The following is a 22,656-nucleotide window of genomic DNA, read 5'->3' as shown; positions in this document are numbered from 1 at the left end:
CGCGCTAAAGCACGTGGCAATTCATGTCCTCCGAGTTAAACGCCCAAAGGTGTGGCTGATGGATAAAAAACTGTAGCATTAAAGCGTTAGTACCTCCGCTGAAAAGTCAAAAATGTTCAAACTCAAAATCATTTATTTCCTGGTCATCTATACCCTTCGCGGCACTTTTCGGCAGCGCAAGGTTTTGGAGCGTTTTCAGCAGCGTAAATGGCAAAGGTTTAGGAAAAAAATTCTCTCCCACTCTCCCTTTTACCGGGAACTGGCTCAGCAAAAAGCTGACTTAGCCGATTTCCCCATGATGAACAAAGCCACCTTCATGGCTAATTTTGACCAAATCAACACCCTGGGCATCCAGCGGGAAGAAGCCATGCAGCTGGCGCTGAAAGCGGAAGTTGAACGGGATTTTAGCCCTGAACTTAAAGGTGCCACGGTCGGTTTGTCAACTGGCACTAGCGGCACCCGTGGCCTGTTTCTGGTCTCAGCCACGGAAAGGGCACAATGGACAGCTATGGTCTTGCGCCGAGTTGTACCCATCCAATTTTTCAAGCGCCAAAAAGTGGCTTTTTTTCTGCGTGCCAACAGCAATTTGTACAGCTCGGTGCAATCGGCCAGTTTGGAGTTTCGCTTTTTTGATATTTTTCAACCCATCGAAAAATTGCTCGTAGCGTTAGCCGATTTTCAGCCCCATATTTTGGCCGCCCAACCTTCAATATTGAGTGCCATTGCCGAGGCACAACTAGCGGGCAGCGTCAACATCCAACCACACTTGCTCATTTCTTTTGCGGAGGTGCTGAATGACGCGGACAAACAATTCATCCAAAAAACCTTTGCGGTTCCCCTGCGTGAAGTCTACCAATGTACCGAAGGCTTCCTGGCCGTTACCTGCGCACATGGCACCCTGCACCTGAACGAGGACATCGCCATTTTTGAAAAAAAATACCTCGACGAGACGCGCTTCATCCCCATCATTACAGATTTCACGCGTAGCTCGCAGCCGATCGTTCGGTACGAATTGAACGATGTATTGGTGGAAAAAAAGGAGCCTTGCCCCTGTGGGTCTTGCTTCACTGCCTTGGAACGGATTGAAGGGCGGGAGGATGATATTTTGGTATTTCCTGGAGCTGGTGGGGAAATGATCAGGGTTTTTCCAGACCTGATTTGCCGGGTGATTGCGCGGTGTGCCGAAGATTTTCGGGCTTATCGTTTGCGGCAGGTGGGGGCATTGGAATTGCAGTTGGAGTTGGAAAGTGAAGATTTTCAGGCCGTTTCTTCAACTATAAGTACAGCCCTGCATCGTTTTTTACAGGAAAAAGGAATCAGTGGTCTGAGTATACAATCCATACAAGGGATAGCACGGGAAGCAGGTGCAAAACTGCGCCGGGTAGAGCGGAAAATAGTATCAAACTAAAATTGAGGCGTCTCAAATTTTGATTTGCAGCATTCAGACCATTTCAGCGTCGAATCTTTGTCCCATTGATTCACATTAAAATCGCTGTACCATGTACAAGATCGTTGCGCATTGCACCCTGCTTTTTTTCAGCCTTCAACTTGCTGCTCAGAGTACCAGCAACCCTGTTCGGGTTAGTTTCACTCTGGCGAATCCGGGACTGAGCACCAAGGTCATCGACATTCGCTACTTCGATTACACCCAATCCAAAGCCAGCGGCTACGGCTATCACCTGGGCGGGCTAAGCAGCCATGCGGTGAACATGCCAGTTGGCACGCGCATTTATGAAAAGCGACAAGCCAAGTGGCAACTTATCCGAGTGATCACTGCCGCCGATGCAGGCCAAAAAATCAACCTTGGTAAAACCTATGAAATCAGCCACCAACAATGGCTGGATGCAGCCTGGGCTGAAAAATACGAAGAAATTTACCGCCTGGAAAAAATCAAAGAACAACCCGAAGTGGAAACCTTTGCACAAAAATCAGGTTTAGACATGGTCACTTTCAAAGTAGCCGGAAAATCGATGATCGGCAAACAGGTGTACATCCGAGCCGAAATCCCGGGTGATGAACAAAATTTCAATGTAGGCTTTAGCCGTAAGCTGAGTTGGAGTAGTGTTTATCGAGTAAGTTACCCAGTGGGCACTAAGTTGTACCGCTGTGACGCACCCTACTGGGAAGGCAAACGGGTCAAAGAATCCTTAATCCTGACCGTAGACCAAGAAAAGAACCTTTATTTGATTCGGATATAAGCTACCTTCATGCAATTCAACTTCAACCTGTATTCCACCCCATTGCTTTTTGCCTTTATCCAGGGCTGGATTTACGCAGGCATGTTCTGGCTAAGGGCTTGGCGGCACGGGCGCTGGTCCGATGGGCTGTTTGGCGTGTTGATCGCCGCATTCACGTTCGAGATTTGGGAGTACATGCTGGGCTTTGCCGGGATTGATATCTTGTGGACTACTTTGGAGTTTTTTCCCCGGAACTTTAATCTATTGATCCCAGCCTTGAGCTGGTTTTACCTAAAAAGCCAATTCAATACACACTGGCAACCGCGTTGGCAGGATCTGTGGCATGTGGCACCATTTGCCCTCTTTATTGTCTATCACTTGCTGGTGTTTTCCCAAGGGGCCAATTTTGTTGAATGGTGGAAAACCGAGGTACACTTCACCTGGGGCATCCAATACGTGGAAGCTATTTTGTCTTTCACCCTGACTACCTTGTATTTTTACTGGGCCTACCAGTTGTACCGTCAATACCGATCCTGGTCGCCTACCCAATTTTCTAACCCGGAGTTGCTGAGTTTTGATTGGTTCCGCAATTTTTTGCTGGCCTATTTCTTATCCAGTGTCATTGGTTGGAGCATGACTTTGATCGACCTGTGGCTGAACCTGGATTTTTGGCACGACTGGTGGGATGAACTGTTCAATGCCGGATTGATTTATTACCTCAGCATTGCAGGCTATACCCAAACCCAACCCCGCCAACTGGTCTTTGAGCCCTCCACTCAAAATACCCCGAACCCGGAGGTGGCCAAAACCGATAAACTCAGCGAAGCAGAACTGCAACACTGGCAAGCACAATTGACCCGTTTGATGGAAACTGAAAAAATGTACCTGGAACCCGAGCTGGCCCTTGCCGATTTGGCGCGTCGATTGGGCACCAATTCCTCAGTCCTTTCAGCCGTCATCAATCGGGTTTTTGAAAAAAACTTCAACGACTATGTCAATACCTACCGGGTGGAAGCGGTGAAAAGCCTGATGGCTGATCCTGCTGTGGCACACCTTTCGCTATTGGGGATTGGCCTGGAAAGCGGCTTTAACTCCAAGGCCACTTTCAATCGGGCCTTTAAAAAAGTGACGGGGGTTTCACCCCGGGAATATGTGGCTCAAACTTTGTGAAACCACAAAAGCCAAGTCCAGGTGAGCCATTGCTAGGTTTATCGGCCATCGCTATTATTTTTACCTCAAAAAAAACATGAATCAACGCATCGCCCACATCGCCCTGGTGGTTGACGACTACGACGAAGCCGTCAATTTTTATACCCAAAAACTGGGCTTTCAGCTCCTGGAAGACACAGCACTAAGCGAAACCAAACGTTGGGTGATGGTGGCTCCCAAAGGGCAAGGGGAATGTTGCCTTTTGCTCGCCAAAGGAGTCGGTGAAGAACAACGCAGTCGCATCGGCAACCAGACCGGAGGCCGGGTCTTTTTATTTCTGCACACCGATGATTTTTGGCGGGATTATCGGCATTACCAAAGTGAGGGCATTCGCTTTGTAAGAGAACCTGCCGAGGAGGTTTACGGCACGGTGGCGGTGTTTGAGGATTTGTACGGGAATTTGTGGGATTTGATTGAGCCGAAATAAGGTGAACCATTTACCCCGATATTTTAAAAATGAATGTTGAAATATAGGGGTAAATGGATTTCAAGTTGAGCATTTATTTCTTCAATACTATTTCCCCCGTTTGCGGAAAAAAATGTCTCCACTCACCGATTCGGCGCGTACGCTGCTGCCACCGCCATTGATGCTAGCCGCTACTTTTTTGCTGTAAGCCGAGCTGTTTCCACTCAAGTCGATGTCAAAATCGGTGTAAATTTCTCCGGTTACACTTTTAAATTCCAAGGTTGCCGCCGTATTGGCCGTACGATCTATATCCACAAATCCGCTGATGGTTTTGGCGCGCAGAGGGCCATTGTGGCCGCGTATTTCAATGTCACCGGAGATGCTTTCCAAGGCCAGCGAGGTACCGGCAGGGAGGGTGATTTCGTAGTCGATGCGCAAACAGTAGCAATCGATGTTGCTTACTCCGGCATTCAACAAGGAGTCACAATTGTTACACCAAAAAGAGCGATCCTTGTTCCAGTCTTTATCACGGAAAAAATCCTTCTGGAAATCAGTCTTGATATTGAGCTCCTCCTGGCCATCCACCGCTTCCATGGTGTGGATTTTTTTGTATTCCTCACGGGTGGTTTTGAGGATGGTGGTGAGTTTCAGCTCGGCCTTGTCCCAGGTTTTTACCGTGATGGTACGGGCAAAAGGCAGTTTCAACACCGCTTTTTTGCCGCTGGGCATGGAGTAAGTAAAGTCCGTTGCGTCTCCACTTTTACTTTGGGTTTGAGCTGGAGCGGTAGGTGAATTTTGGGCATGCCCCGTACAACCCGACAAGAGGATCAGGCACAAAAAGATCAGATTTTTCATGATAGGAACTGAGTTAGGTATGAGGAAGAAAGATGGACTCTGAACTATTTCTTGCGCAAGTACAAATCGCCGTTGATGGATTTGATGGTCAATTCTACCCCACCACCGTTGAGGCTGGCACCTGAAATGTTGCGTCGGATAGCAGGAATTCCTCTACTTTTTTCATCTGAAGTAAACTTGATGTCCAAATCCGAATAAATTTCACCGCGGATGGTCGACATTTCCAATTTTGCCTTGGTATCGGCGGGCATGGTTATATCCACAAAGCCGTTGATGGTGCTGATGTGACAGGGTTTGCTTTGGTTGACTTTGGTGAAAACGACCTCGGTGTTGCCATTTACCGTGTTGGATACAATTGGGCCAGTTACATTGGTAAGCTTGATGTCCGAACTTTTACCAATGATTTCCAACTCGCCACTGATGTCCTTGATGTCCAGGTCACTTCTGTTCCAGTCCATCACTTCCACTTTGACATCCGCATTGTTGGGTACCTTGATTTTGTACTTGGCTTCGTGGTAGCTGGCTTTTTTGACAGTCATCACGCCACTGGCTTCCTTGATTTCGAGCCCAATGCCCGTGTTGTCTTCGGCACTGTTGTACAAGGGTTTGAGCCCTTTGGCGCGTTCGGGTGGGCCAGGAAAAGTGCCATCGGCTTCAATTTGAATTTCGTTGCCACTGTAGCCACTTACTTCAATTTCCGCTTTTTCAATCATTATGCTCACTTTAGGCGAAGAGCCAGTGAAGGCTTTTTTGAACGTTTTTTGGGCAAACGTAGCCGGGGTGAGCAACAGCAGCGCTGCGCCCAGGGCGAAAAAATACTTCATGATTTTGGTATTTTGAAAAGTATAAAGTTGGTTGAGAAGTTGAGGAGTTGAGTGATCAGCGCTTCGGCTCCGCTCAGCGACCGATTACTCAACCCCTCAACTTCTCAACTTTCACAAGAGTCGTTCCACTCCACTAGCCGCTTGTTCTCGTACAAAATCCATCTGTTTTTGGTCCTCAGAAACCGAACGGAGGGTAGGCACTGCCCGCTTGTCGCCCAACTCGACCAAAATTTCAATGATGGTGATTTGTACTTCGGGACTTTGTTCCGTGGCCAAACTGCTGATCAAGGCTTTACGAGCCATTTGATCTTCATTGAATGTACTCAGGGCCTGTGCCGCTTTCATGCGCACATTGACCATGTCGTCAAAATTCAGGGTATGGATCAAAGCTTTGATCACTTCGGGGTCTGCCTTTTGTTGTTGCTCCAGGACGTTCACTGCCTGGATGCGGTCACTGGCGCTGGGTTTGTCCAACATGGCCAGCACCAGCATTTTTTGGGTACTGTGCATCTCATTGCGCAAAGCCCTGATTTCCGCTTGTTGTCGCTGATTGATGCGCCAAAACCAGCCAAAACCGAGCCCCACCAGCACCAATGCTACAGCTGCCGCCGCCTGCAATTCAATGCGAGGAAGTACGTGGAAGGAAAAAATCCTCCCACGCCAGTTGGGTGATTGCACTTTGCTTTTTTCTGCTCGTAAAAAATCATTAAAGCCCTGGTCCAACGCCGCAGAAGGTTGCTGCTCCGGCAATTGTTCCATTTGCGTCCACAGCATTTGTAATTCTTCCAGGCCTTTTCGCAGTTCTGCGTCTTGAGCCAGTTGTATTTCCAGTTCCTGACGTGCCTCCGGAGACAAAGTGCCCTCGAGGTATTCCATCAGGAGCAAGGATGTTTTATCGTGCATCATCATAGTTGTTCGAGTTTAAAATAAAGGCTGCGCAATTGTTGCAGGGCGCGGAATACTTTTAGTTTCACTGCACCCTCCGAGCAGCCAATCAATTCACCCACCTCGACGTACTTCATCTTTTGATAGCGGGTCAGCAACAAAATTTCCAGTTGCTCCGGCGGCAATTGTTGCATGGCTTTTTCCATCATTACCAGATTCTCTTCACGCCCCAGGCCCATTTCAGGTAGTTCTGGGCGGTTTTCGTACTGGCTGATCTCTTCCTGGATCATTTTGCCGCCTTTTCTTTGCCAATCGGCTTGTACATTGCGCGCAATTTGGTACAACCAGGCCCGAAAGGCCATTCCTTTGCGGTAACTTTGGCGGTACTTGATCACCCGTTCGAAGAGGTTTTGCACCAAATCTTCACTAGCATCCCGGGCAATGCCCTGGCGCAGAAAGAAGTTGAACAAATTGACCTTATAGCGTTGAAACAACACGGCAGCAGCATCCAACTTGCCATCGGCAAGCTGTACCATCAGTTCTTCGTCAGTTGGGTGAGGTGTGCGCTGCATTTATTTTGTGTGCTTTCTTTTTTAGGTTACTTGGGTAAATGGAAAAGGTTACGGAGAAATTGATTATTTTTTTTGTCGAGGAACTCATTTTTACAAAATCTCGTTGGGTGTTTTTTCAAAACCTCCTTAAAAGTAACACATTTTCATGAATCGAAAATTGGCCAGCATTCGTCAATGCACTGAATTACAAGCCATTCCTGGCGCAGATGCCATTCAGGTAGCCGTAGTTGATGGTTGGACTTGTGTGGTTAAAATTGGTGAAGTTCAGCTTGGGCAAAAGGGAGTTTATTTTGAAATCGATTCTTTTTTACCCGTCGATGATCCTCGTTTTGAATTTCTGCGCAAATCCTCGTTGCGCAAAATGGGCGATGCTGAAGGGTTTCGGCTGCGCACCATCCGTTTGCGGGGGCAGTTGTCGCAGGGTTTGTTTTTGCCACTGCACTGGTTTCCCGAAGTGGATCCCGCAGAGCCAGTAGGCACCGACCTGACCGAACGCCTGCGGGTAGACAAATATGAGCCGCCCATTCCAGCCGATTTGACGGGTAAGGTGATCGGGCCTTTCCCTGGCTTTATCCCCAAAACGGATGAGGAGCGGGTGCAAAACTTGTTGGAAGAATTTGCCAGCTGGCAGGGTTTGTCTTTTGTGGTCACCGAAAAGCTGGATGGCACCTCCTTTACCGCCTACCAGCGCAATGGCCATTTCGGCATCTGTTCGCGCAACTGGGAATTGTCGGATGAAGACCCCAATTCGTACTGGAAGGTCGCCGCTGAAACGCAGTTGCAGCAAAAACTGGGTCAGCAAAACCTGGCCATTCAGGGTGAAATGATCGGGGAAGGCATTCAAAAAAACATGTACAAACTACGGGGGCAACACTTGTTTGTTTTCCACGTGTTTGACATTGATCAGCACCGTTTTTATTCCTACGAAAAAACATCGGATTTTTGCGGGAAGAATGATTTGCAGATGGTGCCGTTGATCAGCGCCGATTTTCAGTTGCCTGCCAAAGTGGAGGACTTGCTAAAGATGGCGGATGGGCCTTCGATCTTGAATGAAAAGGCGGGACGGGAAGGTTTGGTACTGCGGAGCGCGGATCGGAAGATTTCGTTTAAGGCGATCTCGAATGCCTTTTTGGAAGCGGAGGATTGATCCCTTCTAAGGTGGCTCTTAGGTGCCTTTGGTTTCTTAGGTGATGAAAAGAAAAAATCTTCACCACCCAAGAAACCGAAGGCACTAAAGGAATCACCCCAGATACGTACTCACAACACTAGAACTGGAAATAAATAAACGGTACCACCTCTGCACTCGCCGTCTGAATCACCAGCCAAACGATAAAGGCCAATACCAGCGACTTCACCGGAGCCGGGCTGCGCTCAAACAAACCATCCCAGAAATTGTACCAGCGGGTGGGCAAGAAGTGCAACAAATAGCCCAGGCCAATCAACAACAAGACCTGCTTGTAGCCATCCCACAACTGTCCCCACAATTCTGGATGTAAGGAAGAACCAATTTGAGTCAGTACCGCCGCCGTAGTGTCCAAGGGCGGATTAGGGTTATTCAAAGCCCCGGCCCGGAACAAAATCCAGCAGAAAGTAACAAAATGGAAGGTCAAAAAAGTACCCACCCAGGGGCCAATAATCAGCCGGTTGCTCATCACATCCACCACAGTCGCCAACAAAGTGAGCAAAAGGGATAAGCTGAAAAAGGCGAGGTTGGCCCAGGTCAAACTTGACATTTGTTCAGGAGTGATTCCTCCACTCGAGGACAGGGTGTAGAGGATAAACTGCAAAGTCCCCTGCACCATGACCACGATGATAAAGGCGCGCATGGCCGGGTTGCCCCAAAAACGGCTTTTGCCCGACATGGCCCGATCAATCGCCAGCGCAATGCCGTGCAGCGCCCCCCAGGCAATAAAGACCCAGCTGGCACCGTGCCACAAACCGCCCAGCACCATGGTGATCATCAGGTTGAAATAGGTAAAAAACTTCCCCTTGCGATTTCCACCCAGAGAAATGTACAAATAATCGCGCAACCAACTGGACAAGGAAATGTGCCAGCGCCGCCAAAACTCCTGGATGCTGCTCGAACGATAAGGCGTATGAAAGTTGTCCGGCAAGGTGAAGCCCAACAACAGGGCCAAACCAATGGCCATATCAGAATAACCCGAAAAATCGCAATAAATCTGGATGGCGTAACCATAAGTCGCCATCAGGTTTTCCAGCCCGGAATACAGGGATGGATTTTCAAAAACCCGGTCTACAAAGTTGATGCTGATGTAATCGGAAATGATCGTTTTTTTCAACAATCCGCCCATGATCAGGATCAGCGCCCGGCTCATTTGTTGGTTGCTCAGGATGGGCTTGCGGCGGATTTGGGGCAAAAAATCGTAGGCCCGAACGATTGGCCCGGCCAGCAATTGTGGGAAAAAGGTTACAAAAAAACCAAAGTCCAAAAAGCTGCGCAAAAAAGAGTGGAAGTCTTTCATCTCGGAGCTGACTGGTTTGATCAAGCCCCGGTACACATCCAGGCTGTAACTCAAGGTCTGGAACACAAAAAATGAAATCCCGGCGGGCAAATAGATGTTTTGCAACGCCCAATCGGTATGAAAAGAGTAATTGAAGATGCCGATGAAAAAGTTGGTGTATTTGAAATATACCAGCATCCCCAGGTTGAAGACCAGGCTAAGGATCAAAAAGAACAATTTGCCACCCTTGCCATTGGCCTTGTAAATAAAGTGCCCCAGGAAAAAGTCCACCACCGTAGAAAATATCAGGAGCATGAAAGGATAGGTGTACAAAACCCACAAATTCACTGGCCCTCCGGTGCATTTGTAGTAAAAAAACAGGGAAAAAATGGTAGTAAGCAGTAAACGCAGGTTGAAACTGCGCAGCAACAACAAGTACAAGGTGTAAAAAATAAAAAACAGTATGAAGAACTCCAGGTTGCTAAACAGCAGGGGCCTGGATGCTACATAAGTCCACAATCCTGAAAAGTCGGTCCAGTTAATTGGCGGCATAGGCTTTTTTCAGCGCATCGTACAGCAATTGCGCCTTCACTAAATATCCTCGTTCGGTAAAATGAATTCCGTCAGCTTGCGCAAGATTCTCGGAACGCCAGCGGCGCATCGAGCCCAGTCCACCCATGATTTGGTGCAAATCCCACATGGCTACATTGTGTTCTTGCGTTTGCCTGCGCAAGATATCGCGAACCTGCAAACCTATGGTATTCTCCACCGATTTATTTTTTAGTACATCTGGGTTAATGGTCACTAAAATAGGCACTTGGGGCATTTTCGCCTTCAGTTTGCCCAAAAAAGCACCTACTTCCCGATCCACCTCAGCCATTTTGCCAGCTGGCAAAAAACATTCGTTGGTACCCAGGGTAATGATGATGAGATCTGGATACAACATGCTCGCCTGATCTACAAAGTATTCGGCGTGGTTGTAGTGGTAATACGTCACTCCATTGGCCCCTGCCGCACAGTACAATACACCTGAACGGGTATTGTTTTCGAGCACAAATCCAAACAAAGTAGCCCGTTCCTGCCGGGGCTGGCGTTTCAGGCCCTTCAAGCGCAACAAATTTGTGAGGGTATCGAGATGAACTATGCTATGAAAGGGTTGATTGGCATCAACGGCACCAGCCACCACTTTTGAACCAGCGGTAACAAAAGTAGTCAGATCTGGAACCGGGCCTGGGGCAGGTGGCGGAGTTACCAGTTTTGAAGCGGGTATGGTCAGGTTATCACCGGGGTGAATCAAATTGCTGTTCAGGTTGTTCAGTTTGCGGAGTTCCACAATGTTGCAGCGGTATTTATGCGAAATGCTGTACAAGGACTCCCCGGGACGCACTTTGTGCTTGGTCGTGGTGGGGGGAATAATCGGTCTGCTGACCACGCTGGCGGCAATGGCTTTGCTACCCGTGGGTTTGGGTGGGCTAACCTGGGGGGTATTGCCGGTTTCGAGCAACATGTCAAATATTTCCGGGCCTTTTTCGTGAAAAATGGTCACCGAATTGAAACGTTGATCTAGCCCATAACGATCTTGAGGAAAAAGGTCGAGTTCAAAGTTTTCGGAGTAGGTACGCATCCCCATCGCACTGATGCCAACGGGCACTTCGGTGTTTTGGAAGGTACTTCTGCGTCCCAGCCAGCTGCCCGTTGCACTACTCTTTACATCGCGGGCGTTGTAACTTCCGGCCTGACGGTAAGGAAAAACCAAACCGCGCCCAGCTGCACCATATTCGTACTGGAAAAAAGCCCGCATCCAACCAGTGAAATAATCACCCTGAATGTGCGAATCACCAATGTGCAAAATGCGCACCTGATTGGACTTACCCGTACGCAGGTCGTCCAAACGTTTGAAAAAGGGTTCCAAACTTTCTTTGCGCTCAATGACATTGGCGCCAAAATCGATGTAGGGATATTGGGCCGGGTCCAAATCCGCCGGCCTAGGGATGGTGTCTTTTGGGGCGGGGGCGATGGGCTTGGCCACCACTACCTTGGCCGCTACGGCAGCTTTGGGTTTTTCGGCCGCAGGGGCACAACCCGAGGATGCCAGTACCAGGCTCAGGCAAATCTTAAGGGGAAATTGTAACATGACCTGAATGTGATAAGGTTTCGAGGATGTAGGGGCGTCTCAGGTTCATGGGTGGCTGGAAAGAATACGAGGGTTTGGTCTTTGGATTGGGGTAAAGGTAGGGAAAAATTTGGGAATGGGGAATTTTCAAGCAGGTTGATACAAGATGATTCCTGGCAAAAAATCAAAATCCTTTAAATTGTATGTATACAGCGGAATCTGATGTACAACGGCTGTTGCTCCGATGATTGCGTCGGGTATTTGCAAACCATGACTTAGTTTATAGGCTTCAATAAACTCAATTGCTTTTTGCGATATCGTTTCATCAATTTGCACGGTGTCATAATATTTTATCTTCTTTTTCATTTTGGCAAGTTCTTTCTTGTTGCCCATACCTTGTAAGAGTTCCATAACGGTAACGGCAGACAAAGCAATCTCCTCCAAGCCAATTTCACCCAGCTGGTAGATTGTATCAGCCCTCCCGTTGAAGGCACTAATGAAGATATTTGTATCGCAGAGCACCATATCAAATGTTCCAGTTGCGGGTCCAAGCATTTGAGCGTATTTGCTCAATTGTCCTTGGTTTGCCTTGCCAAATGCCAAAAAGTTCTTTTGGGTCTAATTTTTTATTCCCTCTGGTGATGATAGGCTTTGGGTTTGTTGGCGATTCCTGTATTTTCACGCTCTTGATATTCAATGACTTAAGCACCAACAACAGTTGCTCAACCTCTTGAATGCCCGAAGTTTCGATGGTGACGATCATGTTTTATCTTTTGTGCAAATTACAGGAATTTCATTGTCTTGTCAAAATATGTTTTGTAGTTGGTTGGTCTAAAACTACCTAAGCGGCGTTTTGGCGCTGGATTGACCTCTATTTTCGATAAAAAGGTCACCACTATCTTGATTTTATCTTTGATCAGAGGAATTTCATCCAAATGAATTTCTCCATTTTCATAAAAGCCTTCTATCGAGGTAAGCATTTTTAACTTGTTTTATTTGAGCCCTGAAATACAAAACAATTGGAAAAGGTTTAAGCTTTTATCACTCCAAATGTTCGTAGCCATGCGGACATCACTGTTCAAAACCGAACACTTCTCCATTCCCACAAAATTCATAAAAATCTAAAAATCAAAAATATACATACTTGGTACAAAAATTGAGCTTCTCCTTTCAATGCTCTAAAGTAAACCAACATGCTTCAAAACTATTTCAAACTCATCACCCGCAAACTCGCCAAACACCGCGACTACGCCCTACTCAACATTCTCGGGCTGGGCCTGAGTATTGGCTGCAGCATCCTCATTTTTGCCCTCATCCAGCACCATACCAATTTTGACACCTACCATACTAAAGCCGATCGCATCATGCGCATCGTGATGGATGTCAAAACAGATGGTTTTTTCCCATTTCCGGGAGCACCAAACCCCATGGCATCCACCCTGCGGGATGAATGTGCCTTTGTGGAAAAAGCGGCCATGGTGATGGGTGAAGACGAAGTACTCATCAGCATCAACAATAACAAGGGGGACAAGGACAAATACAAAGAGCAAGAAAAATTTGCCTGGATTCAACCCGAGTATTTTGACATCCTTGATCTGCCCCTCGTGCAGGGCGACCTAAAGGCGCTGGAACACCCCAACACCGCATTGATCACCGAAAAACTGGCACTCAAGTATTTCGGCAACAAACCTGCCCTAGGCAAAATAATCCGTAAGGACAACCGTACTGACCTACGAGTAGTGGGTGTCCTCCAGGATTTACCCCACAACACCGACTACAAACAAGAAATTCTGGCCTCCTGGGCAACTTTAAAAAATGATTCCATTTCCGGCGGCCTTGGCTTGGAGTCCTGGGGCGGTGCACGTGGAGGCACCCTTTGTTTTGTCCTGTTAAAAGAGGGGCATGCTTTTACAGAGATGAATCCGGTGATGGCCCGATTCAGCAAAGACCATCCACACCCAGAAGTCAAAGACCTGTTTACCTATAAGGCCAAGCCCATGCTCGGACTGCATTTTGACAAAGCGTATGGTTTTGGCATCGACAAAAAATTCCTTTGGGCCCTGGGCATGATTGGTTTGTTTTTGATTTTTACCGCCTGCTTCAACTTTGTGAATATGGCCACCGCGCAAGCCCTCACCCGTGGGCGCGAAGTGGGCGTACGCAAGGCGCTGGGCAGCACCAAAGGGCAATTGTTTTGGCAGTTTATCTCCGAGACAGGCCTGATTGTAAGCATTTCGATCCTGGCGGGCATATTGATGGCCGTTCTGGTGCAACCTTACCTCAATACTTGGCTCAAACAAGACATCGTTTTTGACAATCGTTTGTATTTGTTGTTGGGTGGTTTCACGTTGATGCTGGCAGTTCTGCTCACCTTCCTGGCTGGTTTTTACCCGGGGCTCATGCAGGCAAGATTCAATCCCATCATTTCGATGAAAGGTATGGGCGAAATGCCCAAGAGTGGCACTTACTCCTTGCGGCGCATCCTGGTGACCACCCAATTTGGCATTTCGCAGGTGCTCATCATCAGCGCAGCGGTGATTACTGGCCAAATCTACTATGCCCAAAATGTGGACTGGGGCTTCCGGCCCGGGGCGATCGTGAACCTGCAAATTCCCGATCAAGCCAACATGAAAACCCTACAAACGCAATTGTTACAAATTGCTGGAGTAAAAAATGTGTCCCTTTGCTACCAGGCACCCGCAGCCAGTTCCAACAATCAAACCGGAATCTTTTACAACAATCGCCCCGAACCCGAGCAGTGGGTAGTCAACGACAAACCCATCGATACGAGGTATCTCGAAACCTTCGACCTGAAACTGGCCACTGGTCGTAACCTGCAAGCCAGCGATACCGTACGCGAATTTTTGGTCAATGAAACCTTTGTGAAAAAACTCAACCTGGCCTCACCCGAGGAAATTTTGAACAAAACCATCCAGGTAGGCGAGTTCAAAGCGCCCATCGTAGGGGTGGTGCGTGACTTTCACAACTGGTCACTGGAACAGGAAATTTCGGCAATCGCCTTTAGTACCTACGCTCAGAGTTATTATACTTGCGCAGTACAACTCAGCCCGGGCAACCCCGCTCCGGCCCTGGCTCAAATTCAAAAAACCTGGGAAAGTTTGTACCCGGATCACTACTACGAACAAAGCTTCATGGATGAACAACTGGGCGAATTCCTGGAAACTGAAACCATGCTCCTTCGCCTGATCCGCATTTTCGCAGGGATTGCTATTTTTATTGGCTGCCTGGGTTTGTATGGCTTGGCCGCATTCATGGTCGCTCAAAAACGCAAGGAAGTGGGCATCCGCAAAACGCTGGGGGCGAGCATCGCAGGCATCTTGTGGTTGTTTGGCAAAGAATACATGCGCCTGATTGTGATTGCTTTTGTGGTGGCTGCTCCAGTGGCCTGGTGGGCCATGAATGCCTGGTTGGAGGATTACGTGTACCGCATCAGCATCGGGGTGAGCGTATTTGCGCTATCGTTGTTGAGCACCTTTGCGATTGCGGCTTTGACGGTGGGTTTTCAGAGTGTGAAGGCAGCGCTGGCGAATCCGGTGAAGTCGCTTAAATCGGAATAAACAATCGTCCTTCGTTGAGAACGTTTTTCCAATTGAAAAATCGCCATTGCAATCATGTAAATCATTGTCTTTATTTCATACATTATTAGTGTTTGCCTGTAGCCTTTCGTGGGCTACAGGTTTTATTTTTCTACGTTCCTTGAATCAAAACATAAGTCATCCCGAATTTTTGGGATGACAAACCGCGGATGCGGTTGAATTTAGAATAGCCCCGGTCGTCCGGGGTCATTTTGATAGCAAAAGGTTTCGCAACCGCGGATGCGGTTGAACTTTTTGCTGAATTGAGTTCAACCACTGCCGTGGTTGCCGCCAATTTGGCCCAACTATTTACCCCGGACGACCGGGGCTATTCTAAATTCAATCGCTCCGCGATTAGGTTTATGACCGATTTTGGCTTTTCAAAAATTCGGGATGACTCATAGTTCACTTCTTAACCAAAGTCAATGAACTAAACTTCCACTCCCCCGTCCTTTGCACCATCAATTCACTCAAAACTCGACTACAATGAAGCGAATCGGTGCAACGACAATCTTCCTTTTTCTTTTTATTGCCGTTTTATTCAGCCAAAACCTGACCCAAACCGTCCGAGGTACCGTCCTCGACGAAGACAGTAAAATGCCACTCATTGGGGCACAAGTGATCATTTTGGGCAGCGATCCCTTGCTGGGGACGGCCAGCGATGCCGAGGGTAATTTCAGGCTGGACAAGGTCCCAATTGGCCGGATCAGCCTACAAGTTTCATACCTGGGCTACAAAAACGCGATCATCCCCAACATCGTCGTAAATTCCGGCAAAGAAACCCTGCTCAACCTCAGCATGCAGGAATCAGCCATCAAGATGCAAGAAGTGATCATTACTGAGGACAAAAACAAAGGCACTGCCCTCAACGACATGGCCATGATCAGCTCCCGGTCCATCTCGCCCGAACAAACCAACCGTTACGCTGGCGGCTTCAACGACCCCTCGCGCATCCTCTCCAATTTTGCGGGCATCACCAGCACCCAAGATGGCAGCAACGACATCATAGTGCGCGGCAATTCTCCCAAATACGTGCAATGGCGGCTGGAAGGCATCCAGATCAGCAATCCCAACCATTTTGCCGACCAAAGTTCCGTAGGCGGCTCGGTGAGTACGCTGAACAACAACATCCTGGCTACTTCCGATTTTCATACGGGCGCCTTTTCTGCTGAATTTGGCGATGTATTGTCCGGTGTGTACGATGTAAAACTCCGGGCGGGTAACAATGAAAAATTTGAATCCGTATTTGGCTTTGGCCTGATCGGTACCGACCTGACCTTAGAAGGCCCTTTCAAAAAAGGCTACGGCGGCTCTTACCTCGTCAACTACCGCTATTCCACCGTTTCACTGATCCAAGACATTGGCCTGGTCGACAACGTCAACGGGGCCCTGAATTTTCAGGATGCCGCCTTCAAGGTAGTGCTGCCCACCAAAAAAATAGGCGTGTTTTCGTTATTTGGGTTGGGTGGTACAAGCAGTTTTTTGTTCGACGATGTCACTCCCGCCCTTTGGGAAACGCCGGGCAGCAATGGCATGCGCGGTGAAATCCGCGAAGATTACCAAAAACGCAGCCATTTGCTCAACCTCGGCCTCAACCATACCCTGAACCTCAGCCCGCGCAGTTACCTCAAAACCAGCCTGGCTTATTCCAACGAGGGCATCCGGGACGATGTGTTCGAGTCCCAACTCATCAAAATTTATGGCCCCAACGGCGAGTATTTGCGGGATTCTGCCCAAAGTCGCAATTTGAACTTCAGCGGCCGTTTGGCAAAACCCACCTACCGGGCTGAACTCACTTATCACCACAAGTTCAACGCCAAAAACAAAATCCAGATTGGCAACAAATACAGCCTGTTTGCCTATGAATTCGAGCAAAGTCAAATCATCGAGGGCGGTTCTACCCGCTTTAAGCTGATCGATTTTAATGAAAACGTAGCTACCCTGCGCAACTTCGTCAACTGGAAACACCTGCTCAACAACGACCTAAGCATCGTAGCAGGAGTACACAACCTGAATGTACTCCTGAATAAAAAAAGCACAATCGAGCCCCGCCTGGCCCTGAACTGGCAACTCAGTCCTGGTAGTGCCATCCACGCGGGTTATGGCCTGCACAGCACCATGGAAAGCATCCACAATTATTTCGCCCGGGTCAAACAAGCCGATGGCACCATTGCGGAAGTAAACCGCGATCTGGACCTGCTCAAAGCCCATCATTTTGTATTGGGCTTTGAAAAACGCTTTGGTCAACACCTCATGGCAAAAGTGGAACTGTACTACCAAGACCTCTTCAACTTGCCCGTTGAAAATCTGGATACGAGCTACTACGCCACCATCAATGAAGGCCTGGAGTTCCGCTACGTGGATTTGGTCAATCGGGGTACGGGCAAAAACTACGGCATTGAGTTCACGCTGGAGCGTTTTTTCCACCGCAATTACTATTTTTTGTTCAACACTTCTTTGTACCAATCCAAATACCGCTCGCTGGAAGGCGTAGAGCGCAACACACCCTACAATGGCAACTACCTGCTTAATCTCCTTTTTGGCAAGGAGATTCCCAAACTGGGCCCCAAACAGAACCGCACCCTGGGATTCAACGCCAAGGTGTTTTTCGGCGGTGGCCGCAAGATCATCCCGCTGTTGCGCAACAACAATGGTCAATTGGCAGTTGACCCTGGCGCCAACCGCTTCTGGGATTACAGCAAAGCTTATGAACGCAGCCTGGGCGATACCTACCAGGTCATACTGTCTGCCAGTTACAAATGGAATCAATTGCGTGCCACCCACGAACTTTTCCTCAACCTCGACAATGTTACCAACAATAAGGGGAAAATTTCGGAATTTTACGATGAATCAAAACCCAATAACATTGGTTACCTTACTCAATTTGGGGTGTTTCCCAACTTGATGTACCGGGTATATTTTTAAAAAAGTTGAGGGAAGTTGAGAAATATGAGTCATGCCGAATTTTTGAAAAGTCAAAATCGGGCATAAACCTAATCGCGGAGCGATTGAATTTATAATAGCCCCGGTCGTCCGGGGTAAATAGTTGGGGCAAATTGGCGGCAACCACGGCAGTGGTTGAACTCAATTCAGCAAAAAGTTCAACCGCATCCGCGGTTTGTTATCCCAAAATTTCGGGATGACTCATCTTCTCAATTTTCCTCAACCCTCCTAAACCATTTCACCATGAAAGCAGCAATTCGTTACCAATACGGTCCTCCCCAGGAACTGAGTATCAGGGAGGTACCCCAACCCCAGCCAAAAGCGAACGAAATTTTGGTCAGGGTGTATGCCACTACCGTCAACCGTACCGATTGTGCGGTACTGACGGGTTGGCCCCTGGCTATCCGGGCATTTACAGGTTTCAGGAAGCCCAAATTGCCGATTCCAGGCACGGATTTTGCCGGGCAGGTCGAAGGGGTTGGCCAAGGGGTAAAAGACTTTAAAATTGGCGATCGAGTATGGGGTTTTAATGACAACGGACTGGAGTCGCATGCCCAATACCTTTGCATCGCCACAAGTGGAAATGTGTTAAAAATGCCTGAAAATGCCAGCTACGAAGTAGCCGCAGCGAGTGCCGAAGCCGCCCATTACGCCATTAATTTTATCAACAAACTAAAGGTCACTCCCGGCCAAAAAGTATTGGTCAATGGGGGAACTGGGGCTATCGGCTCAGCCTCAATACAAATTTTACACGATTTAGGCGTACAAGTCACTGCGGTGTGTGGCACTAAAAACGTGGAGCGGATTCAGGCCTTTGGGGTTGAAAAGGTTATTGATTTTGAAAAAGAGGATTTTACTCAGCAAGGAGAAAGCTACGATTATGTATTTGACGCCGTAGGAAAAAGTACTTTTTTTAAATGCAAACGACTCTTGAAACCAGGAGGCATCTACATTTCGTCTGAATTGGGGCCTTGGTGGCAAAACCTCTATTTGCCTTTGCTTACTCGAATTTTTGGCAGTAAAAAAGTGGTTTTCCCCATTCCCTTTAACATCAAGGCCAGTTTGGAGTACATGAAAAAATTGATAGAAGCCGGTCAATTCAAGCCCCTCATTGATCGAACTTACCCTTTGGAAAAAATCAGCGAAGCGTTCGAATATGTAGGAAGCGGACAAAAAATCGGAAACGTGATCATCGACCTGGCAGACTGAGTACTTGGTAGTGGGGCAAAAATGATCACTTAATTTTTTATCGCCCCTTGTGCATTGAGTCGAGGCAAGTTTTGCTTTCATCGAAAATTAAACGCAGGTCCGCAGCGCTAAGGGTATTTTGGGCAATTCCATAAAATGAGCTGCCCATGCAATCCGCGAACCAAGCTGTTATTTCCAGCCCCTGCTATAGCCTAGATCAATGCACCGACAAATTGATCCAGAATCTGCATTTTTATACTTCTCTCCAGACAGAGGAAATCCAGCGCATTGTAGCTGAAACGGCCATAAAAACCCTGAAAAAAGGTAGTTTGCTCTTGCGCGAAGGACAAATTCCCCAGGTTTGTTATTACGTATTTAAAGGCTGCGTTCGCGAATATTACCTGGTGGATGGGGAGGAAAAAACCAGCGAATTTTACCTGGAAGGGGATTCCATTTCCGATGATTTGAGCAAAATAGAAAGGAGACCCAGTCGAAAATACTGGGAATGCCTGGAAGATACCACCGTGTCCGCCTTCACGCAGGCGCAGGAAGAAAAAATGTACCGCCTTTTTCCCAGCATCGAATCCCTTTGCCGCATTGAAACGGAGAAAAAACTGGGGCAATTCCGCGAGTTGATGGCTTTTTATCTGGCTTCCAGCCCTGAGGAGCGTTACCTGAATTTGCTAAACACCCGCCCCAATTTGGTAAACCGGGTGCCACAGTATCAATTGGCGAGTTATTTGGGCATCAAACCTGAGTCTTTGAGTCGAATCCGGGGGAGGATACATGCATCGAGGGTGCAGCGATAACAAAACAACCAAAAAGGGTGCAACACCTCTCAGTGCCACACCCCTTTTTATCCTTCGTTTTGTTTCTCTGTATTTCCTTAATTCGACGACAACGCCGCAGCACCACCTACGATTTCCAAAATCTCATTGGTAATCGTTTCCTGGCGGGCCTTGTTGTAATTGATGCGCAGGTCGCGGAGCAGGTCGTTGGCGTTTTCAGTCGCCTTGTCCATCGCCGTCATCCGGGCACCGTGTTCTGAAGCATGGGTATCCAGGAGATATTTCTGGAACTGGGTCTTCAGGATGCTGGGCACCAGGTATTCCAACAAGCCCTCTTTGGTTGGTTCAAAGATGTAGTCCGCTTTAGTGCTGGCCCCAGCTTGAACCTCCAATTTGGCAACTGGCAACCAGCGCTCAATTTCAGCATATTGCATGGCTGCATTGCGGAAGCGGCCATAGGCTACTTCTACCGCATCGTAATCCTTGCTTACGAAGGCCTCCATCAATTTGCCCGATACCGTTCCAACGTTGTTGGAGCTCAGGTCTTCAAAAAGCATCATGTGATCAAGGATCACCCGGCAATCCGGGTAGCGCTTTTTGAAAAATTCTGCTCCCCGTTTGCCGATGCAAAGGATATCCAGGTTGCCCTTGGCCCTCACACCAGCATACTTCGCTTCGATGGTCGCTACTGCTGCCTTACATACGTTGGTGTTGAAGGCACCACAAAGACCACGGTTGGACGTCACCACTACAATGCAGGCACGTTCTACTGGGCGCTCCTGGCCGTAGGTTGTGCTGGCATCGCCCTCCAGGTTGGAGAGGATGTTGCGCAGCATCGCGTTCAATTTATCAGCATAAGGCCGCAGTTGCTGGATCGCAGTTTGGGCTCTGCGCAACTTCGCTGCCGAAACCATTTTCATGGCTTTGGTGATCTGTTGCGTGTTTACCACCGACTTGATCCGTTCGCGAACCTCTTTTAAGTTTGCACCCATGGCAGATTACTTGAATTGGTTGGTCAACTCAGCGGCAACTTCTTTCACTTTTGCCAAGTCGTCGTTTTCCAGTTTACCCGCTTTAAACGCTGCCAAAACGGCTGGGTAGCGTCCTTCCAAGGTAGTTAGGAACAAATCTTCGAATTCGTGTACTTTGTTAACAGGTACATCCTTCAACAAACCATTGGTACCCAGGTAAATGATGGCTACCTGCTTCTCTACCGATACAGGAGAGTACTGTGGTTGTTTGAGGATTTCCACGTTGCGCTTTCCTTTTTCCAATACCGCAAGGGTAGCAGGATCGAGGTCGGAACCGAACTTGGCAAAAGCTTCCAATTCGCGGTATTGCGCTTGGTCGAGTTTCAAAGTACCCGATACTTTCTTCATCGACTTGATCTGCGCGTTACCCCCTACCCGGCTCACGGAGATACCTACGTTGATGGCTGGGCGAATACCCGCGTTGAACAGGGTTGATTCGAGGAAGATCTGACCGTCGGTAATCGAAATTACGTTGGTTGGGATGTATGCAGAAACGTCACCAGCCTGGGTTTCGATGATCGGCAGGGCCGTCAAAGAACCACCACCTTTTACGATGGGTTGGCCGTTGGCGTCTTTTCCGTTGCGCAGGGAATCGGGCAAGTCGTTCATATTGCGGGCAATTTCATCGTTGGCGATGATTTTGGCAGCGCGCTCCAACAAACGGCTGTGCAGGTAAAATACGTCCCCAGGATAAGCTTCACGACCGGGAGGACGACGCAGCAGCAGGGATACCTCGCGGTAGGCTACAGCTTGCTTGGAAAGATCATCGTAAATGATCAGGGCAGGACGACCTGTATCACGGAAGAACTCCCCGATTGCAGCACCCGCAAATGGTGCGTAGAACTGCAATGGAGCAGGATCAGAAGCTGATGCAGAAACGATTACGGTGTATGGCAGTGCACCTGCATCTTCCAGCGTTTTGGCCACGTTGGCTACAGTAGAAGCCTTTTGACCAGAAGCTACATAGATACAGAATACAGGCTCACCCCGATCGTAAAATTCACGCTGGTTGATGATGGTGTCGATCGCAATGGCGGTTTTACCCGTTTGGCGGTCACCAATGATCAATTCGCGCTGGCCACGACCGATTGGAATCATCGCGTCGATAGACTTGATACCCGTTTGCAGCGGTTCGGTTACAGGCTGGCGGAAAATTACCCCGGGAGCTTTGCGTTCCAATGGCATTTCGTACTTGGCACCTGTGATTGGTCCCCGACCGTCGATGGGTTGGCCCAGCGGGTTAACTACCCGACCCAGGTAACCATCGCCTACTTCAATCGAAGCAATGCGGCTGGTGCGTTTTACGCGGGAGCCTTCTTTGATGCCGTCGCCGGCACCCATCAATACAACCCCTACGTTGTCTTCTTCCAGGTTCAAAACGATGGCTTGTACGCCTGATTCGAACTCTACCAATTCACCGGCCTGAGCACTATTCAGACCATAAACACGAGCAATACCGTCGCCTACCTGTAGTACGGTACCAAACTCCTCCAATTCGGAAGCAGATCCAAATCCAGAGATCTGCTGCTTGAGTATCTGAGAAATTTCTTCTGGTCTTACATCAACCATTGTTTATCGAATTTGCACCTGCCGGTGAGAGCAGATGA

The 22,656-nt window shown here is 48.4% G+C and carries 20 protein-coding genes; 9 read left to right on the top strand and 11 right to left on the bottom strand.

Annotated elements, in window-relative coordinates:
* The first annotated feature begins 112 nt into the window (after positions 1-112).
* The 4 genes from SFV55_RS10925 to SFV55_RS10910 all read left to right on the top strand — a co-directional run bounded on the left by SFV55_RS10925 (position 113) and on the right by SFV55_RS10910 (position 3,813).
* Positions 113-1,408 carry a F390 synthetase-related protein gene (locus SFV55_RS10925; protein WP_320029536.1) on the top strand — a complete coding sequence of 432 codons (1,296 nt, stop codon included), beginning with the start codon at positions 113-115 and terminating at the stop codon, positions 1,406-1,408.
* A 91-nt stretch (positions 1,409-1,499) separates the two neighbouring features.
* Complete coding sequence (locus tag SFV55_RS10920) at positions 1,500-2,198, top strand: hypothetical protein (RefSeq protein WP_320029535.1); 699 nt, start codon at positions 1,500-1,502, stop codon at positions 2,196-2,198.
* Between the two features lie 9 nt (positions 2,199-2,207).
* A complete protein-coding gene (locus SFV55_RS10915; protein ID WP_320029534.1) occupies positions 2,208-3,347 on the top strand; it encodes a helix-turn-helix domain-containing protein in 1,140 nt (379 codons plus the stop codon).
* Positions 3,348-3,423: 76 nt separating this feature from the next.
* On the top strand, positions 3,424-3,813 hold the full coding sequence (locus tag SFV55_RS10910; protein WP_320029533.1) for a VOC family protein: 390 nt from the start codon (positions 3,424-3,426) through the stop codon (positions 3,811-3,813).
* Between the two features lie 87 nt (positions 3,814-3,900).
* On the opposite strand, the gene SFV55_RS10905 is transcribed toward SFV55_RS10910, so the two are convergent.
* The 4 genes from SFV55_RS10905 to SFV55_RS10890 form a co-directional block, all read right to left on the bottom strand.
* The gene (locus tag SFV55_RS10905; protein WP_320029532.1) at positions 3,901-4,647 is read right to left on the bottom strand and encodes a hypothetical protein; all 747 of its coding nucleotides are present in this window, start codon (positions 4,645-4,647) and stop codon (positions 3,901-3,903) included.
* A gap of 44 nt (positions 4,648-4,691) precedes the next feature.
* Positions 4,692-5,471 carry a DUF4097 family beta strand repeat-containing protein gene (locus SFV55_RS10900; RefSeq protein ID WP_320029531.1) on the bottom strand — a complete coding sequence of 260 codons (780 nt, stop codon included), beginning with the start codon at positions 5,469-5,471 and terminating at the stop codon, positions 4,692-4,694.
* 111 nt (positions 5,472-5,582) lie between these two features.
* Positions 5,583-6,380: a HEAT repeat domain-containing protein gene (locus tag SFV55_RS10895; RefSeq protein WP_320029530.1), complete on the bottom strand. Its 798-nt coding sequence runs from the start codon at positions 6,378-6,380 to the stop codon at positions 5,583-5,585.
* Positions 6,377-6,928: an RNA polymerase sigma factor gene (locus tag SFV55_RS10890; protein ID WP_320029529.1), complete on the bottom strand. Its 552-nt coding sequence runs from the start codon at positions 6,926-6,928 to the stop codon at positions 6,377-6,379. The genes SFV55_RS10895 and SFV55_RS10890 overlap by 4 nt, the downstream gene beginning before the upstream one ends.
* 145 nt (positions 6,929-7,073) lie before the next feature.
* Between SFV55_RS10890 and SFV55_RS10885 the strand changes: the two genes are divergently transcribed.
* Positions 7,074-8,075, top strand: a complete 1,002-nt coding sequence (locus tag SFV55_RS10885) for an RNA ligase (ATP) (protein ID WP_320029528.1) — start codon at positions 7,074-7,076, stop codon at positions 8,073-8,075.
* A gap of 118 nt (positions 8,076-8,193) precedes the next feature.
* On the opposite strand, the gene SFV55_RS10880 is transcribed toward SFV55_RS10885, so the two are convergent.
* The 5 genes from SFV55_RS10880 to SFV55_RS10860 all read right to left on the bottom strand — a co-directional run bounded on the left by SFV55_RS10880 (position 8,194) and on the right by SFV55_RS10860 (position 12,483).
* Positions 8,194-9,942, bottom strand: coding sequence for an MBOAT family O-acyltransferase (locus tag SFV55_RS10880; protein WP_320029527.1), 1,749 nt, complete (start codon positions 9,940-9,942; stop codon positions 8,194-8,196).
* Positions 9,929-11,524 (bottom strand): GDSL-type esterase/lipase family protein, encoded by a 1,596-nt coding sequence (locus SFV55_RS10875; RefSeq protein ID WP_320029526.1) that lies wholly within the window; start codon positions 11,522-11,524, stop codon positions 9,929-9,931. The genes SFV55_RS10880 and SFV55_RS10875 overlap by 14 nt, the downstream gene beginning before the upstream one ends.
* Positions 11,525-11,650: 126 nt before the next feature.
* The gene (locus SFV55_RS10870) at positions 11,651-12,076 is read right to left on the bottom strand and encodes a type II toxin-antitoxin system VapC family toxin (protein ID WP_320029525.1); all 426 of its coding nucleotides are present in this window, start codon (positions 12,074-12,076) and stop codon (positions 11,651-11,653) included.
* A complete protein-coding gene (locus SFV55_RS10865) occupies positions 12,030-12,266 on the bottom strand; it encodes a hypothetical protein (protein WP_320029524.1) in 237 nt (78 codons plus the stop codon). The genes SFV55_RS10870 and SFV55_RS10865 overlap by 47 nt, the downstream gene beginning before the upstream one ends.
* 19 nt (positions 12,267-12,285) lie before the next feature.
* Positions 12,286-12,483, bottom strand: coding sequence for a hypothetical protein (locus tag SFV55_RS10860; RefSeq protein ID WP_320029523.1), 198 nt, complete (start codon positions 12,481-12,483; stop codon positions 12,286-12,288).
* 213 nt (positions 12,484-12,696) lie between these two features.
* Here SFV55_RS10860 and SFV55_RS10855 point away from each other — a divergent pair, with 213 nt between their 5' ends.
* The 4 genes from SFV55_RS10855 to SFV55_RS10840 all read left to right on the top strand — a co-directional run bounded on the left by SFV55_RS10855 (position 12,697) and on the right by SFV55_RS10840 (position 20,039).
* Positions 12,697-15,081: an ABC transporter permease gene (locus SFV55_RS10855; protein ID WP_320029522.1), complete on the top strand. Its 2,385-nt coding sequence runs from the start codon at positions 12,697-12,699 to the stop codon at positions 15,079-15,081.
* 504 nt (positions 15,082-15,585) lie between these two features.
* Positions 15,586-18,024 (top strand): TonB-dependent receptor, encoded by a 2,439-nt coding sequence (locus SFV55_RS10850; protein WP_320029521.1) that lies wholly within the window; start codon positions 15,586-15,588, stop codon positions 18,022-18,024.
* A 261-nt stretch (positions 18,025-18,285) separates the two neighbouring features.
* Complete coding sequence (locus SFV55_RS10845) at positions 18,286-19,251, top strand: NAD(P)-dependent alcohol dehydrogenase (RefSeq protein ID WP_320029520.1); 966 nt, start codon at positions 18,286-18,288, stop codon at positions 19,249-19,251.
* Between the two features lie 146 nt (positions 19,252-19,397).
* Positions 19,398-20,039: a Crp/Fnr family transcriptional regulator gene (locus SFV55_RS10840; protein ID WP_320029519.1), complete on the top strand. Its 642-nt coding sequence runs from the start codon at positions 19,398-19,400 to the stop codon at positions 20,037-20,039.
* Positions 20,040-20,116: 77 nt separating this feature from the next.
* Here SFV55_RS10840 and atpG read toward each other — a convergent pair whose 3' ends face one another.
* The gene (gene atpG, locus SFV55_RS10835) at positions 20,117-21,010 is read right to left on the bottom strand and encodes an ATP synthase F1 subunit gamma (protein ID WP_320029518.1); all 894 of its coding nucleotides are present in this window, start codon (positions 21,008-21,010) and stop codon (positions 20,117-20,119) included.
* A 6-nt stretch (positions 21,011-21,016) separates the two neighbouring features.
* A complete protein-coding gene (gene atpA, locus SFV55_RS10830) occupies positions 21,017-22,618 on the bottom strand; it encodes a F0F1 ATP synthase subunit alpha (protein ID WP_320029517.1) in 1,602 nt (533 codons plus the stop codon).
* Positions 22,619-22,656: the final 38 nt, after the last annotated feature.

It is taken from the genome of Haliscomenobacter sp., from assembly GCF_033763495.1.
Taxonomy (GTDB): domain Bacteria; phylum Bacteroidota; class Bacteroidia; order Chitinophagales; family Saprospiraceae; genus Haliscomenobacter.
Note: the sequence above shows the minus strand (reverse complement) of the source record. Positions and strands in the feature narration are given on the sequence as shown.